The sequence below is a fragment of the Pseudoxanthomonas sp. LjRoot206 genome, from assembly GCF_056175725.1.
Window position 1 is genome coordinate 304,091 of the sequence record NZ_JBGFFI010000006.1, and the last position, 18,320, is coordinate 322,410.

Annotated in this window: 21 protein-coding genes; 11 read left to right on the forward strand and 10 right to left on the reverse strand. The window is 63.6% G+C overall.

Going from position 1 to position 18,320, the window contains the following annotated elements; genetic code table 11:
- The first annotated feature begins 216 nt into the window (after positions 1-216).
- The 3 genes from AC04MD_RS19030 (at position 217) to AC04MD_RS19040 (ending at position 4,049) form a co-directional block, all read left to right on the forward strand.
- Positions 217-2,421 (forward strand): hypothetical protein, encoded by a 2,205-nt coding sequence (locus AC04MD_RS19030; protein ID WP_475498773.1) that lies wholly within the window; start codon positions 217-219, stop codon positions 2,419-2,421.
- A gap of 129 nt (positions 2,422-2,550) precedes the next feature.
- On the forward strand, positions 2,551-3,699 hold the full coding sequence (locus AC04MD_RS19035; RefSeq protein ID WP_475498774.1) for a two-component system sensor histidine kinase NtrB: 1,149 nt from the start codon (positions 2,551-2,553) through the stop codon (positions 3,697-3,699).
- The gene (locus tag AC04MD_RS19040; protein WP_475498775.1) at positions 3,696-4,049 is read left to right on the forward strand and encodes a response regulator; all 354 of its coding nucleotides are present in this window, start codon (positions 3,696-3,698) and stop codon (positions 4,047-4,049) included. Before AC04MD_RS19035 ends, AC04MD_RS19040 begins: the two co-directional genes overlap by 4 nt.
- A gap of 18 nt (positions 4,050-4,067) precedes the next feature.
- Here the strand turns inward: AC04MD_RS19040 and ligD are convergent, their stop codons facing one another.
- From ligD to AC04MD_RS19080, 8 genes are all read right to left on the reverse strand, one after another.
- The gene (ligD, locus tag AC04MD_RS19045; protein ID WP_475498776.1) at positions 4,068-6,644 is read right to left on the reverse strand and encodes a DNA ligase D; all 2,577 of its coding nucleotides are present in this window, start codon (positions 6,642-6,644) and stop codon (positions 4,068-4,070) included.
- 5 nt (positions 6,645-6,649) lie between these two features.
- Positions 6,650-6,826 carry a DUF3606 domain-containing protein gene (locus tag AC04MD_RS19050; protein WP_475498777.1) on the reverse strand — a complete coding sequence of 59 codons (177 nt, stop codon included), beginning with the start codon at positions 6,824-6,826 and terminating at the stop codon, positions 6,650-6,652.
- Between the two features lie 24 nt (positions 6,827-6,850).
- Positions 6,851-7,777, reverse strand: coding sequence for a non-homologous end joining protein Ku (gene ku / locus AC04MD_RS19055; RefSeq protein ID WP_299347453.1), 927 nt, complete (start codon positions 7,775-7,777; stop codon positions 6,851-6,853).
- 78 nt (positions 7,778-7,855) lie between these two features.
- A complete protein-coding gene (locus AC04MD_RS19060) occupies positions 7,856-8,209 on the reverse strand; it encodes a hypothetical protein (protein ID WP_475498778.1) in 354 nt (117 codons plus the stop codon).
- Between the two features lie 7 nt (positions 8,210-8,216).
- A complete protein-coding gene (locus AC04MD_RS19065) occupies positions 8,217-8,564 on the reverse strand; it encodes a response regulator (protein WP_475498779.1) in 348 nt (115 codons plus the stop codon).
- Between the two features lie 114 nt (positions 8,565-8,678).
- Positions 8,679-9,626: an SOS response-associated peptidase family protein gene (locus AC04MD_RS19070; RefSeq protein ID WP_475498780.1), complete on the reverse strand. Its 948-nt coding sequence runs from the start codon at positions 9,624-9,626 to the stop codon at positions 8,679-8,681.
- A 39-nt stretch (positions 9,627-9,665) separates the two neighbouring features.
- Positions 9,666-10,094: a hypothetical protein gene (locus tag AC04MD_RS19075; RefSeq protein ID WP_475498781.1), complete on the reverse strand. Its 429-nt coding sequence runs from the start codon at positions 10,092-10,094 to the stop codon at positions 9,666-9,668.
- A complete protein-coding gene (locus tag AC04MD_RS19080) occupies positions 10,094-10,330 on the reverse strand; it encodes a hypothetical protein (protein ID WP_475498782.1) in 237 nt (78 codons plus the stop codon). The genes AC04MD_RS19075 and AC04MD_RS19080 overlap by 1 nt, the downstream gene beginning before the upstream one ends.
- 262 nt (positions 10,331-10,592) lie before the next feature.
- Between AC04MD_RS19080 and AC04MD_RS19085 the strand changes: the two genes are divergently transcribed.
- The 3 genes from AC04MD_RS19085 to AC04MD_RS19095 are packed head-to-tail and all read left to right on the forward strand — an operon-like array spanning position 10,593 to position 12,730.
- Positions 10,593-11,057: a LexA family protein gene (locus tag AC04MD_RS19085; RefSeq protein WP_475498783.1), complete on the forward strand. Its 465-nt coding sequence runs from the start codon at positions 10,593-10,595 to the stop codon at positions 11,055-11,057.
- A gap of 43 nt (positions 11,058-11,100) precedes the next feature.
- The gene (locus AC04MD_RS19090; RefSeq protein ID WP_475498784.1) at positions 11,101-11,466 is read left to right on the forward strand and encodes a hypothetical protein; all 366 of its coding nucleotides are present in this window, start codon (positions 11,101-11,103) and stop codon (positions 11,464-11,466) included.
- Position 11,467: 1 nt separating this feature from the next.
- The gene (locus AC04MD_RS19095) at positions 11,468-12,730 is read left to right on the forward strand and encodes a Y-family DNA polymerase (RefSeq protein ID WP_475498785.1); all 1,263 of its coding nucleotides are present in this window, start codon (positions 11,468-11,470) and stop codon (positions 12,728-12,730) included.
- A gap of 6 nt (positions 12,731-12,736) precedes the next feature.
- Here the strand turns inward: AC04MD_RS19095 and AC04MD_RS19100 are convergent, their stop codons facing one another.
- The gene (locus tag AC04MD_RS19100) at positions 12,737-14,236 is read right to left on the reverse strand and encodes a GGDEF domain-containing protein (protein WP_475498786.1); all 1,500 of its coding nucleotides are present in this window, start codon (positions 14,234-14,236) and stop codon (positions 12,737-12,739) included.
- Positions 14,237-14,419: 183 nt separating this feature from the next.
- Here AC04MD_RS19100 and AC04MD_RS19105 point away from each other — a divergent pair, with 183 nt between their 5' ends.
- The 3 genes from AC04MD_RS19105 to AC04MD_RS19115 are packed head-to-tail and all read left to right on the forward strand — an operon-like array spanning position 14,420 to position 15,767.
- Positions 14,420-14,710 (forward strand): hypothetical protein, encoded by a 291-nt coding sequence (locus AC04MD_RS19105; RefSeq protein WP_475498787.1) that lies wholly within the window; start codon positions 14,420-14,422, stop codon positions 14,708-14,710.
- A 9-nt stretch (positions 14,711-14,719) separates the two neighbouring features.
- Positions 14,720-15,319 (forward strand): DNA-3-methyladenine glycosylase, encoded by a 600-nt coding sequence (locus tag AC04MD_RS19110; RefSeq protein WP_475498788.1) that lies wholly within the window; start codon positions 14,720-14,722, stop codon positions 15,317-15,319.
- Between the two features lie 28 nt (positions 15,320-15,347).
- Positions 15,348-15,767 carry a hypothetical protein gene (locus tag AC04MD_RS19115; protein ID WP_475498789.1) on the forward strand — a complete coding sequence of 140 codons (420 nt, stop codon included), beginning with the start codon at positions 15,348-15,350 and terminating at the stop codon, positions 15,765-15,767.
- Between the two features lie 16 nt (positions 15,768-15,783).
- Here the strand turns inward: AC04MD_RS19115 and AC04MD_RS19120 are convergent, their stop codons facing one another.
- A complete protein-coding gene (locus AC04MD_RS19120) occupies positions 15,784-16,710 on the reverse strand; it encodes an SDR family oxidoreductase (protein ID WP_475498790.1) in 927 nt (308 codons plus the stop codon).
- A 115-nt stretch (positions 16,711-16,825) separates the two neighbouring features.
- Between AC04MD_RS19120 and AC04MD_RS19125 the strand changes: the two genes are divergently transcribed.
- Positions 16,826-17,545, forward strand: coding sequence for an SOS response-associated peptidase (locus tag AC04MD_RS19125; protein ID WP_475498791.1), 720 nt, complete (start codon positions 16,826-16,828; stop codon positions 17,543-17,545).
- Between the two features lie 73 nt (positions 17,546-17,618).
- On the forward strand, positions 17,619-18,134 hold the full coding sequence (locus AC04MD_RS19130) for a lipocalin family protein (protein ID WP_475498792.1): 516 nt from the start codon (positions 17,619-17,621) through the stop codon (positions 18,132-18,134).
- The last annotated feature ends 186 nt before the right edge of the window (positions 18,135-18,320 follow it).

Genomic DNA, 18,320 nt, shown 5'->3' on the forward strand with positions numbered 1-18,320 from the left:
CGATGCTGGCTGGGCACGCTGGAGTTCTCAGGGAGCGGGCTGAGCAGCACGTTGGCTTGGCATGCTTGTTGCTGATGATCTGAGATCATTCAGAGCCCTGCATCCATGGTGAGAGGTCGCGTGATCTTTTCGGTAGGACGTTCCAAGCAAGGTTGCGCCCAGGCATGTGCGAGGATCGTTGGGGACAAGACCCCTTTCTGGCTTCTCCTGCTGGCAATGGCGCTCATCGCGCTCGCACCCTCAGCCTCGGCCCAGGTCTACCGGGCCTTTGACCAGCGTTACACCACCACGCTCAACGGCGACCTGCTGTTCCTGTCCAATACCAACCTCACCTGCAACAGCACCACGGGCAGCTGCGGTGCTGCCATCAACGACGGGCTGACGATGGTGGCTACCCGGCTGCCGGCCGATACGACCGATGCAAGCATCACCAACTCCAGCAGCGCTACCCTAGCAGCGGCAGACTTGCCAGCCGGCGCGCAGATCGTACGCGCGCAGTTGTACTGGGGTGGCCTGGTTGCCAGCGATGCCAGCAGCCAGCCCAGTCCGTCGCCAACAGCCACCTCGATCCGCTTCGGCCGACCGGGGCTTGGCTACCAGGCGCTTTCGGCGAGCGGCTGCGATGTGTCGCCGCGCTCTACCATCTGGGGCGCAGGACAACCGCACCACGTCTACACCTGCCGCGCCGACGTGACCACCGCCGTGCGTGCAAGCGGCGCGGGTACCTACCGCGTGGCCAACCTGCCGCTGCAGACCGGTGTGGTGAACCGCTTCGGTGGCTGGACGCTGGTGCTGGTAGTGCAAAACCCGTCGCGCCCGCTTCGCAACTTCACGATCAACGATGGCTTGGCGGTGATCGCCACCACCGGCACGGCGCCGGTGAACCAGGTCTCGCTGACGGTGTCCGGATTCCGCACGCCCTTCAGTGGGACAGTGGCCGCGCAACTGGGTTGGATGGCGATGGATGGCGACCGCGGTGCCGCCGACGGCTTCACCTTCCAGGGCCAGGGATCCTCACTGGTCAACGTGTCCGACGCCTGCAACACCGCCGGGGATGTCTTCAATTCCACTATTTGCCGGCTCGGCAGCGTGGTCAGCCAGCGCAGCGTGGCCAACAACAACCTGACCAACACGCTGGGCTTTGATGCCGACATCGTGCAGCTCGCCAACCCCGGCAACACCGCGCTGGCCAACGGCGCGACCTCCGCTACCCTCACCGCGCGCACCAGCAGCGAGGGCTATGCGATCTCGCTGCTGACCACGGCCATTGATGTGTTCCAGCCCACCGTGGATGCGGCCACCGCCAAGACCCAGGCCAACCTGACCAATCCGGGCCTGCCCGCCGGCCAGGCGCGCGCGGGCGATCGCATCCGCTACACCATGACACTGCAGAACACTGGCCAGGACAATGCGGTCAATGTATCGATCCGCGATGCGATCCCGGCCAATACCGACTTTGAGGCCGGCAGCCTGCAGGTGAGCGCCGGTGCGAATACCGGAGCCAAGACCGATACGGTGGGCGATGACGTGGCGGAAGCGGCGTCAAACACGACCGTGTTTCGCGTAGGCACCGGCGCCGATGGCAGCCAGGGCGGATTGTTGCGCTGCCAAAGCTGCATTGGCACGCAGCCGACCTCCGCCACGGTGAGCTTTGTGGTGCGCGTACGCGCCGATGCCGCCGACGGCGCGGTGATCCGCAACCTCGCGCAGGTGAGCTACACCGGCGCCTCCAGCGGCGAGGTATTCACCGAGAGCACTAACACCACCGAGCTAAGCGTTCAGGCCCCGCCCCGATTGACGCTAGTGAAGACGATCGCCGGCCGCGCGGTGGCTACCGACCAGTTCACCATCGCCATCGACAACGGCGGCCCCAGTACGACCAGTACGGGAGCGGCGAGCAGCGTATCGACCGCCGCCTTCACCGCCACCGCCGGCACGACCTACACGCTGTCCGAAAGCGGCGCGGGCACGCCGGCCGCCAACCTGGCGCTGTACGACACGCAATACAGTTGCGTAAACAGCATCACGGGCACCACCGACGTGCCGCCAGGTCAAGGCCGCAGCTTCCAGGTCACGCCGGTGGCGGGCGACGACCTGACGTGCACTTTCGTTAACACCCCACGCACGGTGGACCTATCGGTCACCAAGACGTCCTTGGTCACGCAGGTCGTACAGGGCAATGCCATCGACTACACGGTGACCGTGACGCATGCGGCCGGAACCGTGGCCGCAGATGGGGCCATTGTCCGTGACACACCGGGTACCGGCCTGAGTGCGTGCACCGTGATCAGTTGCACGCCCAGTGGCGGGGCAAGCTGCCCTGCCACCCCGGCGGAGCTGCTGGCCGCCGGCGGTACGCCCATACCGCTGCTGCCGCCGGGCAGTCGCGTAGTGTTCGCGGTGCGTTGCATTGCCGACTAATGCGGCGGCGGTGCACCTAAATGGCATTCGCATTGATCTTGTGTGCTGCTGTGCAACAGCCATACGTTGTCGCACATGCACGACTATTTCACCTGCGTTTCAATAGGGTCGCGGCAACGGAGATCCGGCATGCAAGCACGCCACCCAGAACGCGTTGACCTATCCGACCGCTTGCGGCAATTCGAACTGCTGCTCAACTCGGTCACCGACTATGCCATCTACATGCTTGATGCAGACGGTTATGTGCGGTCGTGGAATGCCGGTGGAGAACGCATCAAGGGCTACCGGCAGGAGGAGATCGAAGGCACGCACTACTCAGCCTTCTACCTGCCTGAGGATGTCGCTCAGGGCATCCCGATGAAGAACCTGCATATCGCCGAGCGTGAGGGTCGCTTCGCCGGCGAGGGCTGGCGCCTGCGCAAGGATGGCTCCCGGTTCCGGGCCAGTGTGGTGATCGATCCCATCTGGGATGCCGGTGAGCTGGTGGGCTTTGCCAAGGTTACCCGCGATATCACCGAGCGGTACCTGGCCGAGCAACGCCTGGAGAAAGCGCGCCAGGAGTTGCTGCAATCCCAGAAAATGGAGGCCGTCGGCAAGCTCACCCTGGGTCTTGCCCACGATTTCAATAACCTGCTGACCATCATCATCAACAGCCTGGACGTGATCGATACGCGGGCCCAGAACGAGAAAGTCTCTGAGATGGTCCTTACCGCCTTGCGCGCTTCCGAGCGCGGCATCCTACTCTCGCGCCAGCTGCTGACCTTTGGCCGCGGCCAGAATTTGGTGCCAGAGCGTGTTGACCTAAATCGCCTGATCGAAAGCGGCAAGGACCTGTATCGCCGCTGCGCGGGTTCGGCCGTGTCGGTTTTTTTCGATCTGGCACCGGACCTGCCCATGATCGATGTCGATCGTGGACAGTTTGAAGCCAGTCTTCTCAATCTAGTCAGTAATGCGCGCGATGCCATGCCATCCGGTGGCGCCCTCTACCTGACCAGCTTTCACTGCGTCAAAGCCAATCCGGCCGATCCTGAGCACCGTCAACGTGAGTACGTCTGCGTGGCCGTCAAAGATACCGGTGTTGGTATTTCGGCCGAGCAGCAGGCCAAGGTGTTCGATCCGTTCTACACGACCAAGCCAATCGGACGTGGCAGCGGACTGGGTTTGAGCCAGGTCCATGGCTTTGCCGCCCAATCTGGCGGATTTGCCGAGCTGGAAAGTACGCCCGGCATTGGCACCACCGTTACCCTGCATTTCCCCCTACCTGGAGCGTTTACATGAGCGAGATGTCCCTCTTATTTGTAGAAGATGAGGACGATCTTCGCGTCATCATGCAGGATGCCCTTCAGACCCACGGCTATCAGGTCAGTCTGGCCACCGATGGTGCCAGCGCGCTGACCATGCTCGAGGGGAACACGGCGTACTCCCATGTCGTGACCGATGTACGTATGCCCGGGGAGGTCACCGGCCTGGAGGTGGCAACCAAGGCACTGGAACGCTCACCGCACTCACGCGTGGTACTGGTATCGGGTTACCAGCGCGGTCAGCTGCCCCCCTTACCGGAGGGCGTGGTGTTCCTGAGCAAACCCTATCGCATCAAGCAACTGCTGCTGGCCCTGGAAGAAGGCTGACGCCTCTAGGAACCTGCGTCAGTCCTCGTCGGCCCATCGCGCTAGGTTCTGTTTAATCGATCCGATCCCTTGCCAGGGATCCTTGCGGCGTCGTTTCAACCTCGCCGGCACCTCATTGATCGTGAACGCATTGGCCTTGGTCAGTTTGGACAGCTCGCTCCATGCCAAGGGCATCGCCACCGGCGCCCCGGCACGGGCACGCATCGAGTAGGAGGCCACGGCCGTGGCCCCTCGCCCATTGCGCAGGTAATCCACGAAGATCTTTTTGGTTCGTTTGGCTTTCGTGGCCGTGGCCACGAAGCGGTCAGGTTCTGAGCACGCTAGCGCATCGGCAAAGCCGTGGGCAAAGCGCTTGGTCAAGGACCAATCGCAGCCGGGATTGAGCGGTACCACCACATGCAAGCCCTTACCGCCGGAGACCCGCAGGAACGACTCCAGCTCCAGCTGGGCCAGCAACTTGCGGATATCCACAGCTGCCTGCTTGATCTCGGTAAACGGGACGCCCGGCCCCGGATCCAGATCGAACACCACCCGATCGGCGCGATCAGGTGCATCGGCGTGCGAGCCCCAGGGATGGAACTCCAGCGCATTGAATTCGACCAACTCCATGAGCCCCGGCAGGTCCTCCACCACCAGATAGTCGGCATTGTTGCCAGACTCCTCCTTGAGCTTGACCGTCTCCACGCGCTCAAGGCCGGCGGTCAGGTGCTTCTGGAAAAAGCACGGCCGCTCGATGCCCGCCGGGCAGCGAATGATGGATAGCGGACGACCCGCGACCTCAGGTAGCAGGTGGTCGGCCACGGCCAGGTAGTAATCCCAGACCTGCTGCTTGGTGATACGCGAGTCCGGGAACAACACTTTGGTGGGACTGGAGAGCGTGGGCAGCGCCGTGTCGCTCGCTTTTCGTGCCGTCTTCTTGCCCGCCTTCTTCGCCGTCTTGGCTTGCGTGGCGCGCGTGGCGGAGGCCTTCGAGGATGCTCGCGCCTTTGGATTGGCTTTGATGCGATCCCCCCTGGTCAGGTCCTCGACGTCCTTGTCGGTGCGAATGGCTTTGAGGCTTGGTTGACGCAGCAACTGCTGACGTCCGATGCCCCGAAAGAACGCCTCCACCACGAACCGCGGTGCAAACCAGGTAGCCGCTCGCAGGTCGGTGTCGGTGGTGCCCACATAGGCGGTGGGCTTCTTGCCCCCTGCGCCGGCCAGCTGCTGGGTGACCTGGCGCATCAGCGCATCATTGAAGCCGGTGCCTACCCGGCCTACGTAGCGCCAACCATGCTCTGGATCGGGCTTGGCTAACAGCAACGAACCAAACCCGGTCCGACTGCCTTTGGGCGCCGTGTAGCCGACCACGGCGAACTCGTCGGAGGCCAGCTGCTTGGTCTTGCGCCAGTCCTCGCTCCGCCCGCCCTGATACGGTCGGTCGGCGCGCTTGGAGATGATGCCCTCAAAGTGCCGCTCCCCGGCCAGTTGGTAGGCGCTTTGGCCATCGCCGGCGATATGCGAGGAGAAGGCCAAGTGCGCCGGTGGATCGGACAGGATCGCCTGCAGCAGGGCCTTGCGTTCAATCAGCGGCGCGGCTGAGATATCCACCCCATCCACATGTAACAGATCGAACAGGGCCAGGGCCAACGTGCCCTGTCGCTCGCCCGAGAGCGTGGACTGCAGCAGGTTGAAGTCTTCCTTGGTGCCGGACCCGGCAATGAGCTCGCCATCCAGCGCACCGGAGGTCAGCCCCAGTTGCGCAATGGCATCGCGGATGTCGGGAATCTTGTCGGTCCATTCCAACGCGTTGCGCGACCACAGGCGCACCTGACCCTTGGCAATGGTGGCCAGGATGCGGTAGCCGTCCCATTTAAGCTCGTGGATCCACTGCTCGCCTTCAGGCGGAGCATCGCCCAGCTTGGCCAACTGCGGCTCAAAGGGGCCTGAAGGTGGAGCGGCTTTCTTGGCGCCTGTCAGTTTCAGGGCCTTCTTTGCCCAAGCATTGGCGGGGGCCTTTTTCGACGGCAAAGCGGTGAGTTTTTTCTTGGCCGTCTTGCCCGAGCCTGCCCGCTTCAGATCCGCTGCCGGGGCCTGCGTCACATCGGCCAGCAGGTCATCGGCTTCCAGCTTGCCGGCATAGGCATCCTTGTCCTTGAACAGCAGCCACTGCGGCTGCTTGGCCGGTTTGCCTGAGCGCACCAGATGCCAGCCGCCCTTGAGCTTGGTGCCGAACAATTCAAAGCGCAGATGCCCTTTGACCAATTGCGCTTCCGGATCGGTGTCGGTACTCCACACGCCATGATCGAACTGCGCTACATGGCCGCCGCCGTACTCGCCCTTCGGGATGTCCCCTTCGAAGGAGGCGTAATCCAGCGGATGGTCTTCCACCTCCACCGCCATGCGCTTGACCGTGGGGTCATAGCTGGGCCCTTTTGGCACGGCCCAGCTCTTGAGCGCATCGCCGATCTGCAGGCGAAAATCGTAGTGCCGTCGGCTGGCGTGGTGAAGTTGCACCACGAAGATCGGTCGTCGGCCCTTGGGAGCAGCCTTGCCAGGCTCCGGCTCGCGCGTCTTGTCGAAGCTGCGCTTGCGACGGTAGTCGGTCAGGCTCACGGCCCTTACTTACCCAAGTGCGCGCGCACGGCCTTGGCGGTGTTGCCCACGGCCGCCACGACCGAGCGCAGTTGCGCTTCCGAGATTCCGAGCTCCTTGGTCCAGTACTGCACCTCGTAGTCTTCGCTCAGGTTGATGCGATCGCGATCGGGTGAGCCGGTATTGTGCTTGTCATCTGCCATCATGGTGCTCCTGGAAGGTGGTGATCAGGACGCCTTGCGGCTGGCCGCTTTCTTGGCGGCTTTCTTGGGCGCTGAGGTGGCCTTGGCAGCCTTGGCCGGTGCTTGCTTGCTCGTGGGTGCTTTTTTGGCCGCGGTCGCTTTCTTGGCCGGGGTGCGCTTGTTGCTCTGCAGGCTCTGTTGCAGCAAGGACATGAAATCCACCACGTTGGTGGCCGCGTCCTCGCGGGGCTCGGGCTCCTCGAACTTGGTCGTCGCCCCGGCCGACTTGATGCGCTTTTTGATGATGTCCGACAGCCGTGCACGAAATTCGTCGTGGTAATCGGCCGGATTCCACTCCGAGGTCATCGAATCGATCAGCTGCTCAGCCATCTGCAACTCCTTGGGCGCCAAGCGGTAATCCGCCGGCTTGCCTTCGGGCAGCTTGTACTCGTCGAAATCGACCAGCTCCTGCGGGTAGCGCAACAGGATCAGCACCAGGGCCGGGCCATCGGGCATGACCGCGCACATATATTCACGCGTGCGGATGACCACCTTGGCAATGCCGACCTTGCCCGAGCTTTTCAGCGTCTCGCGCAGCAGGACGTAGCCCTTTTCTGCCTTCTTGCCCGGAACGAGGACATAGGGCTTTTCGAAGTAGCGCAGGTTGATGCTGGCCGCATCGACAAAGGTTTCCACATCGACCGACTCGTGGGACTCGGGCGCCGCGGCGGCGATGTCCTCTTTTTCGATCACCACATAGCTGCCCTTGTCGTACTCGAAGGCTTTGACGATGTCCTTCCACGGCACCTCTTCGCCGGTGTCGGCATTGACCCGCTCAAAGCGGATGGGCTTCTTGTCGCGCGAGTCGAGCATCCGGAAGCTCAGGTCGGTGCGTCGCTCGCCCGACATCAGCGACACGGGGATGTTCAACAGGCCAAAGGAGAGGGATCCACTCCAGATCGGACGGGCCATGGCTGCCTCCAGAACGTGAGCGCCCCTTGTAGGACGGCAGGTGTGAAGCAGATGTTGAATAGGCCGTGCACGGTCGGCTTAGCCGCCGGCCTGCTCGGCATACCAGTGGGCGTAGGGCGAGTTCTTGGCCAAGGTGCGGGTGTAGTCCGGTGCGGCATCGTCCCACCACACCGGTCCACGTTCGCCTAGCGCCGTTTTCGCAACATGCACCGCCTGCCGGGCTGCCTTCAGGTCGGGCGCGTTACCAATGACCAGGGCGCGCTTGACCGCGCCTCGGGCCGCCATCAGCTCCTTGACCAGCGCACTGCGCTCGGGCTCGGACAGACGCGGATCGCTGGTACGCCAGAGCCTTCCTCGCACCACCAGATAACGCCCATCCGGGGTAAACAGTGGCCCGGAAGGCTGGTCTGCCGCGCTGTCAGGATCTTCCATCCCAGGCCTACCTCGGGGTGAGCACGTCCAGCAGCAACGGCACGCTAAAGGGCTTGGTCATCAACAGGGTCCCGGTGGGCAGATCCGTCATCTCCTCCTTGGGATGGCCCGACACCACGCACACCGTGGCACGGGGATTCAGCTCGCGCGCCTGGCGCGCCACCGCCGCCCCGGTATCGCCGGGCATGTTGTAGTCGGTGACCACACAATCGAAAGGCGACTTGGTCAGGTGATCCAGCGCTGCGGCCGCGTCGGCGGCCTGCGTGACCGCGTGACCTGCGCCGATCAGCGCCTGGGCCACCAAGTCTCGATGCTGATGATCATCGTCTACGTAGAGAATGGTCAGGCGTGTCATGCCGCGCAATGTGCGGATACGCGCGCGAGGTCAGCGTGAACACGTGACCTGCCTAGCCAGCGCCGGCGCCTTCGTTGGGACAGTTTCTCAACCGTCCCTTCTGCCGAGCGCCCGTCAGGCCGCTTGCTGGATCAATTCGTAGTACGGATGCCGCTTGTCATCGAAGATGGCAAACAACGCATCCAGATGGTTCGGATCTGGATTGAGCCAGGCATCCACGTGCTCGGGCTTGATGTTGATGATCGTACGGTCGTGGCCCGCGGCAGCGACCTCAGGTTCCGGCTCATCGGTGATCGCCGCGCAAGACCACAAGTCCGGCTCGATACCGGTTGGGTCGACCCAGTGCGAATACAGGCAGGCGATGTACATCGTCTCGCCGGTACGGGGCCGGAAATGGATCTCCTTGGACCCGCCCTGCCCGTCGTCCACGCTCTCATAGAACGTCTCGGCCAGCATCAAGCCGTGGGTGTAACCAAACTGCTTGCGCCAGAACAGCGTGAGTTTGTCGCGCCGGGCATTGTAGGTCCCGGACACACGACCATCGCGCGTCCAGTCGATGGAAGGGTCCATGCCCGCTGGGCGACAGTGGTAGCGCATCGGGCGCACCACCTTCTTGCCGCCCTCACAGATCAGGATGGGCACGTACCAGTCCGGATAGATCCGGTTGTCAGTGGCTGGTTCAATGCGCGTGCGCTTGGCATCTTCAATCCAGCGCAGCATCTGTTTGATCTTATTGCCTGCGATGCGCCGCTCATTCAGGGCGCCCTTGGTTGGCTTGATCAGCAGCTTGGCCTCGGCTGCCTCCAGACGGGCCTGCTGGATAGCCAGCTCTGCCTCGCTTTGCGCCAGCTTGTGGCCGTTCCACTGCGAGATCAGCTCCTGGATCTGGCGCTCTTGCGCCGAGCGCGGTGGCAGGAAATTGGCATCCATGCCCTTGGGAATCTTGGGCAGCCCCTTGGCCGGGGTACGCACGCGATAGGCCTCATCGCGCTTGAGGTACACCTTCCAGAATTCACCAATATCGATCTCGGCCCCGAATTCCTCCACGAACTTGTCGTACAAGGTCCACGCCTCAGCCGAATAGCACATCCAACTCCCCCTTCAGGCGCTGGTGACGGGCATGTGCTGGCGGACCACCTCGGCCAGCGCCTCATCGCTAATGGAAGTCCCGGCACAATGGGTGTCGATGAAATCATCCACGGCTTTCATCAGGGGATCGTAGGCGGCCATCCAATACGCGTTCATCGGCAAGTCCAGGAAGTAGCTCGGGCAGATCACCTCCCGGCTATCCAGGGTCATGCCGTACTCCAGCCACGCGGTATCCAGGTCCGCATCCCCATGGACGTGACTGAGCGTGCTCCAGATCTCGGGAGTCAGCCCCAACTCGGCTTGCTTGGCGGCGATGAGCTGCCCGAATTCACGGTAGGTGGTGCTTTCCCGGAACGCGGTGGTCATCGGATACGTACAGACCCAGGCATTGAGCTGGTTGAGCAGCTCCGCGTAGTGGGCAAGGTTGAGGGAGTGGCTCATCAGCTCTCACGGCAAGGTTCATCATCCCCGGGAATCAAACCGGCATCGCGCTGGATGCACTGCAGCCGGCCCCAGACATGATCGTAATGCGCTGCCGGTGTGTCTGCCAGCAGGGCGCTGATGAGGGGGGCCAGCGCATCGGCGTGCTCATCCGGCCGCAAATCGGCCAGTTGGGCGGGCAAGCTGCCGGCCAGTTCATCCAACGTCGTATCCAGCTCGCGCAAGGTCTTGGTCATGGTCCGCACTCCGGCAGGGTTGAGGTAGACCCTACAAGCGGCGCGTCAATGCGCAGCGAAGACGATGGGCGACAGGTGGCTGGCTGCGCGTGGAACCGCACGTTTGCCTCATGTCACGGTTCCACGCAGGGCTGCAATCCTCGGCCTGACAAGCGCTTAGCGCGCGAGGGGTTTGCAATCATTGGCAACCACGGCGGCCCGCTCTAGCCTGTCCCCCCGGTGTTGTCTCACCGGGTGATTCTGACTTGTAGAGACTCTGGCCATGCTCGACACCCTGCCTCCTGGATTTTTGGGCGCTGCCCCACACCATCGCCCCGCCATGTACCTGCCGTTGCTGCCGGTGCGGGCCACCTGTGGCTTTCCTTCGCCCGCCGAAGACTTCTATGGCAGCCAGGACGTGCTGGATATCCATCAGCGCGTGGTGCGCAATCCGGTGGCCACGTTTTTCGTGGAGGCCGACACCGGGACCTCGATGGTCGAGTTCGGCATCTTTCCTGGCGATACCCTGGTGGTGGATCGCTCCCTGCACGCCAAACACGGGGATATCGTGATGGTGAACTGGGAGGGGGGCTTTACGGTGAAGCAGCTGCGACTGCGGGCTGGCCGGTACGAGCTGCACTCCGGCAATCCGGCCCACCTGCTGCCTCCGATCGTCGTGCCGGAGGAGGTGGAACTGGATGTATGGGGTGTGGTCACCTGGTCGTTCCGAAAGCAGGTCAGGCGCTGACATGGCCTGTGTGCAAGACACCACAGCTCCTCTGGCGCCTGCGATGTCCGGTTCCCGCTGGCCGATTCGCTGCGCGCATACCTTCAACGCGGCGGAAATGATGCGCCTGCGCGAGGGGGTCTTTCCTCGCGAGGAGCAGGATCGCTGGGCGCTTGGGCTGGAAGCCGACCTGTTGCGCTGCTGGCGCACCGATTCGAATGTCTGCATCTACGAAACGCGCCTGATCTCGGGCGAGGACGGCGGCGCGCTCGCCAGCGTGGTCGATGTGCTGGACGATGAGACCGTCTATCAGCGCGCCAGTACCGATGAGGGTGAGCTGGAACGCTTTGAGGGCGTGCTCTCGTTCCTTCGCCGTCGAGAGGTGGAGACCACGGCGGCTGGGCCGGTGAGCCTGTCGAACGAGGCGTGAGATGTTTGGCTTGGTGGATGGCAACAACTTTTATGCCAGCTGCGAGCGGGTGTTCAACCCTGCCCTGTGCGAGCAGCCGGTGTGCATCTTGTCCAACAACGATGGGTGCGCCATCGCGCGCAGCCAGGAATGCAAGGACTTGGGCGTGCGGATGGGGCAACCCATCCACGAAGTGGATCCCCACATTCGCCGCCAGCTGAAGATCTTGTCGGCCAACTTCGCCCTCTACGGCGATCTGTCGGGCCGGGTGGTGTCGGTCCTTCGGCACTGGTTCCCGCGCGTGGAGGTCTACTCGATCGATGAGTCCTTTATCACCTTCGAGGGTGTACCGGATGACCAACGGGAGCTCCTCGCCCAGCAAGCCCGTGCGCAGATCCTGCAATGGGTGGGTATCCCGTGCTGCGTGGGGATCGGTCCCACCAAGACCTTGGCCAAGCTGGCCAATAAACTGGCCAAGAAGACGGCCCATGGCGTGGTGACGGTGCAGCCAGGTGAGGCGTTGCTCGATGCGTATCCGGTTGAGGACGTGTGGGGCGTGGGGCGCAAGCTCACAGCCAAGCTGGGCGCCGATGGCATCCTGACAGCAGGCGACCTGGCGCGTGCGAATGCTGATACGTTGCGAGCCCGCTATGGGGTCACACTGGCCCGCACGCAGCGGGAGCTGCAGGGCGTGGTGTGCAGCGAGTTGGAGGAGTTGGAGCCGGATCGCCAGCAGATCGTGGTCTCGCGCTCCTTCGGTCGTGAGGTCACTGCGGTGGAAGACCTGCAACAAGCCGTCTCGAGCTTTACCCAGCGCGCCTGCGAGAAGTTGCGCGCCCGCTCGCTGAAGGCTGGCGGGGTGTGGGTGTGGGTCAACACCAACCCCTTCAAAGCCGGTGCCGCCCAGTACCACCCCTCCAAAGCTTTTACCTTCATCGGCCCAACGTGCGATACGCGTGAGGTTCTGCTGATCGCGCAGGGACTGGCCAAGGCGATGTATCGCCCCGGCTATCGCTACAAGAAAGCCGGTGTGGGGTTGCTGGATCTGACGGCCGGCGATGTACACCAGGCGGATCTGTTCGCCGGCATCGACCCGCGCTCCAAAGCGCTGATGCAGGTGATGGACCAAGCCAATGCCAAATTTGGGCGCGGCGCGGTATCGATGGCTTCCTCGGCCTGGCGGCAGGCCAAGACGGGGGCGGCCAAACCGCAGTGGGCGATGAACCAGAAAAGCCTCTCGCCGGCCTACACCACCCGCTGGGATCAGCTGGTCAAAGCCCGCTAAGCGGGCTTAGACGGATTGCTCCGACGTGATCAGGTTGCCATCCAGGCCCTGGCTGTTGACCTGATCCCGCCCCCGCTTCTTGGCCGCATAGAGCGCCGCGTCCGCGTTCTCTAGCAACCCGGCCGGATAGGGGTCCTCGCTGGCCGGAAAGGCCGAGGCGATACCGATGCTGATGCTCAACCTGCCACTGGCCGTGGCCATGTGGGCGATACCGGCGTGCCTGACCACCTCACGAACGTGTTCTGCGTGACGATGGGCCAAGGCCAGCGACGTGTGCGGCAGTACGATCACGAACTCTTCCCCACCGTAGCGTGCCACCAAGGCTTGGGGCATCGTGCCCACGGCCTGTTGCAGCAGCGCTGCCACCCGGGCCAGGCACTCATCGCCGGCCGCGTGCCCGAAGGTATCGTTGTAGAGCTTGAAGTGATCGATGTCGATGAACATGACGCTCACCGGCGCTTCGGCTTTTACATGCTCATCCCACTGCGCATTCAAGGCTTGGGTCAGCTGGCGACGGTTCGGCAAGCCGGTCAACGGATCACGCTCGGCCAACCAGCGCATGTGCGCGTGCGCCGCTTCCAGTTCCCGCTTTGCGCGTTGAAAGGCGTGCTGGGTCAGGACCGAGCGGGCCACATACAGACCCAGCGCTGCGCAGGCAATCGAGCCGGCCAGCACCGCATGGTAGTCCGCCAAGGCGATGCTGATCAGGATGATGGCCAAGGGAGATACGGCGGGGACCAGCAGCACCACGATGCTACGAAACCCGTTGACCGGCAGTGTGTCCGAGGTGGGAGTGCCTTGCGCCAACACCATCTGGTGCACCATGAAGACCGCGGCGGCCACATCGATCAGCAGGAACCACGGCGAGCCTGGCGGCGGCGCGATCCCGCCGATGATCAGGTGATTGACCACCAAGGCCGAGACGGCGTAGCTGACCAGCATGGCCGCCAGCCCGATCGCAAAATGCCGCTCGCTCATCGTCGGCTGCACCGGCACGAAGGCCACCGCCACCGCGGCGATGATGACGTTCACCAGCTCGTGGTAGGTGTACTGGTGCGCGCCGGTCAGCGGGATCGTAAAGGTGGCGCCGCCGGCAATTTGCGGGAAGTAGAGCAGGCATACTGCCAGAGTCAGCAGCGCGGACTGGGCGATATCGAACCGGCGCGTATGCGCCAGGATCTTGCGATTGCTGGTCAGCACGATGGCCAGCAACCAGGGGATCGCGCGCAGCGCGAACACCATCAGGTAGGGCAGCACGACGGAGGTGTCGGCCCCGGTCAGCTGGCTGTAGGCGCTCATACTCCACCCCAGCATCCACAACCCGGTGCCCACGGCCAGCAACCCCCAGCGCACCCGGAGTACACCGCTGGCGCCCGTGGCCTGTCCCAGGCAGTACGACAGCACCACCCCCAACGGCAGGCAAGCCCCTAGCGGGGTAACCCACACCTGCTGCGGGTAGCTCACGGCCAATAGCGCATGTGCCAGCAGGGCGATCCCCAGCAGCACCAGCCATCCAGCAGTGGAAGGGATCTGAGAACGCACGGAGGCGAAATTAAGAGGGATGGAGGAAGCCGATGCAAGGCCTGTACCGGTCTGCGCAGCCGCCTTCCCTGCCCCCATGCGAAAGGTGATTGACGTGGATTTGACGCACTCCCACCTAGCGTCGGCCCCAGCGTCGCAGGAGCCCCCATGGCCAGCCACAAACCGCTGTCACCCGAGTTCTCCTGGCACGAGGAAGCCAACCGGCTGGTCTTGCGCCTGCAGGAGATTCCCTTGGCGCAGGTCGAGGCCACCGGCAATGCATGGGTCGTGCGAACCCTGATGCACGATGGGGAACCGCCCTCCCGCATCGCCGTGCCCTCGGCCGAAGAGGGCAAGGCGTGGGTCATGCGATGGGCGCACTGTCGACAAGGTGCGCTGGTGCGCGCTATCGCCCAGCGGCTTACCGCCCACAGGCTTGCCAACCTGCAGACGGGCTGAGCGCGGTCCGTGAAAGCCCTGCCACGCTCGTTTTACCGGCGCGATCCGCGCGTGGTGGCCCCTGAACTGCTCAACAAAATCATCGTTGCCCCGGACGGGCGCGCCGGCAGGATCGTGGAAGTGGAGGCCTATTGCGGCGCTGAAGATCCCGCGGCCCATACCTACCGCGGCAAGACCGTGCGCAACGCCACCATGTTCGGCCCGGCCGGCCACCTCTACGTGTACCTAAGCTATGGCATCCACCTGTGCGCCAATACCGTGTGCGGTGAGATAGGCGAAGGGTATGGCGTGTTGTTGCGGGCTATCGAGCCGGTGCAGCGCGTGGAGGCGATCCGGGATGCCCGCGGGCACCCCCGTCAAGATCGAGAACTTGGAAGTGGGCCCGGTCGCTTGGCGCAGGGACTTGGCATCACCTTGGAGCTCAACGGCGCCGATCTGGTGACCCGTGATCGGGGCGTCTGGGTGGGCGATGACGGCACGCCGCCACCAAGGCACCCCGCCAGTACGCCGCGCATCGGGATATCCAAGGCCACCACGCATCTGTGGCGGTGGCACGTCCCGCACCACCGCCACGTCTCCCGACCGCCCAAGCGCTTCATGCCCGATTGAGCACACTCACCCTACTCCGAGCGCTGCCATGTTGAGCCACGATCAGATCACCGCCAGCCTGTCCGAGGCCGAACACGCCATTCGCACGGGCTCACTCACCGAAGACCCGCACCATTTTCTGGAGCGGTTGTGGGCGCAGGTGTATGAAGAATCGCCCACGGCTCTGCAGCCGGAGGTCTACGAACGGCTTCAGGCCTTGGCACAGTTGCTAGGGATCGATCGTGGTACCGCCGCCCAGCAGCGACTGGGCGGGCCGGCGTGGGATACCTTCCTGGCCGCGCTTGAAGAGCTGCCCGATGCCACCGAGGATGCGTTGGTGTTCTGGCGAGCGATCGACCATGCCAGTGAGCCGCTGCTGCGTGGCATGCAAGGCGATGATCGCACCACGATGGAGCAGGCCATTACGAGCGAGCTCAGCGTGCGCGGTATCGCCGAGCGCACCGGCTGACGCCTCCACTGGCGACTTAGCCCTGTGAGCGCGGATCGGCCGTGGTCTCCAGGATCTCACCATCCTTGGATACACCATAAACCCGGCCGCTGTGGCCGGCCTTGAACAGGGTGCCATCCGGATCGCGTGGGGCCTGATCGTGTTGCTGGCGCTTGGCCTGCAAGGCCGACATCCGATCGGCCAAGGCCGGCAGCACGTTGCTGGTGGCCGTATTGAGGTGGGCCATGGCGCCTACCTTGATGTTGCGCCCGCCCTCCACCGCCGCCTCCAGGATGGCCTCGGCCACGCGGTGCGGATCGATCAACGGACTGGGCAGCTTGGGCTCGCTGGGCAGGTAATTGCGGGCGTGTTGCGGATACGGGGTGTTCACCGCAGTGGGCTGGATGAGCACGATGGACACCGGCGCCTCATCGACGTGCTCGTACTCCACGCGCAGCGCATCGGTGAAACCTTTGACGGCGTGCTTGGAGGCCGAATACATCCCCTGCAGCGGCACCACCGCTTCGGAGACCTCACTGCCTACATTGATCAGCGTGCCTTGGGCAGACTGCAGAGCCGGCAGCGCCAACACTGAGCCGTTCACCACGCCCCAGAAATTGATCTCGAACAGTCGCTTGCTGTCAGCCTCGGTGACCTGGTCCAGCTTGCCGTAGATCGCCACGCCGGCATTGTTGACCCACGTGTCGATGCGGCCGTGCAAGGTGAGAATCTCGATCAGGGTTCGCTGCAATGCTTCCCGGTCAGACACATCGACCGTCATCGCATGCGCCCTGCCCCCTTCCACTGCAATGGCCTGGACGATTTCATCCAGCGTCTGGCCGCTTCGGGCAAGCAGGACAACCTGCGCCCCGCGCTCGGCGGCGAGCAAGGCCGTGCACAAGCCTATGCCGCTGGAGGCGCCGGTGATGACGATGACCTGCTCGTTAAGCGGCTTGTGCTTCAAGGCGGCGATCTCGCAGTCGGAAAGCCTGACCGTAAGTGCCTAGGCATGCGCATAAGGTGAACGCAGATGCCCCGCCTAGACCCCAAGCTCACCAAGCCAACGCTAGCCTGCGGGCATGCGACGATTCGCCCAGGCCATTGCCCAGCCGGACCAGCTTGACGGAGACCTTCCGCAGGCCATCGAGCATGCGCTGGTGGCTGGACCTGATCGCTACAACGTGGGCAAAGGCAAACCGGCGCAGGTGGTGGCCATGGCCGAGGGCCGGATGATCGTGGTGGCTGACATGGTCTGGGGCCTGGTCCCACGCTGGTCCAAGACACCTTTCACCCGCTACACCACCGTGACCGCACGGCTGGAGCGCGCCCCGCGCAGTCGCATCTTTGCCGATGCATGGAAGCAGCGACATTGCCTGGTGCCCCTGAGTGGCTACTACAAATGGGATCGGCAGCGAAAACCGCCGTGGCCTCACTTCATCCAGCGCGCTGACGGCAATGCCTTGCTGTCCGCTGGGCTCTGGGAGCGCTGGGAGGGCGAGGAAGGCGTGCTGCATTCATTCGCGATACTGACCGCGCCCAATGCAAGCATTCCTGCTCCCCTGACGCCGGACGGGCCGATCTTCCTGGAGGGCAAAGCGGCGATGCGCTGGCTCAGCGGCTCTATCTCTACGCCGCGATCGCTGCTGCGACATGGGCTGGTCCCTACGCTGGAGAGCTATACCGTCAGCCGCGCGATTGCCAAACCCGAGGCGGACGATTACACCCTGCTCGAGCCTGTCATGCCCGATGACACGCCGCTCGCCGACCAGGACGAGGATGAGGCGTGGGAGGACGACTAGCCGGGCTGAAACGGCGCCTTCACGGCCCGCCCTCTAGCCTCGCGTACATCTTCCCTAGCCCGGTGATTCCGCCATGACGCATTCCAATGAGCCCTCTACCGTGACCCTGGTGGATTTGAATCGCTATATCGGAACCTGGTATGAAATCGCCCGCTTGCCGATGCGTCATGAGCCGGAGGATTACACGGACATCACTGCGACCTACTCCTTGAATGAAGACGGCAACGTGAGGGTAGACAACCGTGCGCGGGACGGGGATGGCAAGGCGCATCAGTCGATCGGTGAGGCCACCGTGGTCGACGGTTCGCACGGGGCCAAACTGGAAGTCTCCTTCATGCCCGATGGGCTGAAATGGATTCCGTTTACCAAGGGAGACTACTGGATCCTTCGTCTGGATGAGGACTATCGCTACGCCTTGGTGGGCTCGCCCGACCGCAAGTATCTGTGGCTGCTGGCCCGTGAAGCGGTGGTCTCGGCCTCGGTCAGGGACGAGTATCTGGGTACGGCCCGCGAGAAGGGGTTCGACCTGAGTTCGCTCATCACCACGCCGCACCGCGGCATGCCCGTCAGCAATACGGAGCTGGGCTGACGCGGTAGCAGTACGGCGAGCATTCAAGCGCTACCGGCGTGCCTATGTCCCAAGTTGAACCATGATCCAACGGGCATCGGCCAACGCATCGTGCTGTGCGTGGGGAAGCGAGCGCCCTCCCAGCGCAGCCGAGCGTTCGCCCATGCGGGTCACCTGCCCGCATACGTGGCGGCACCGGATGGCTGT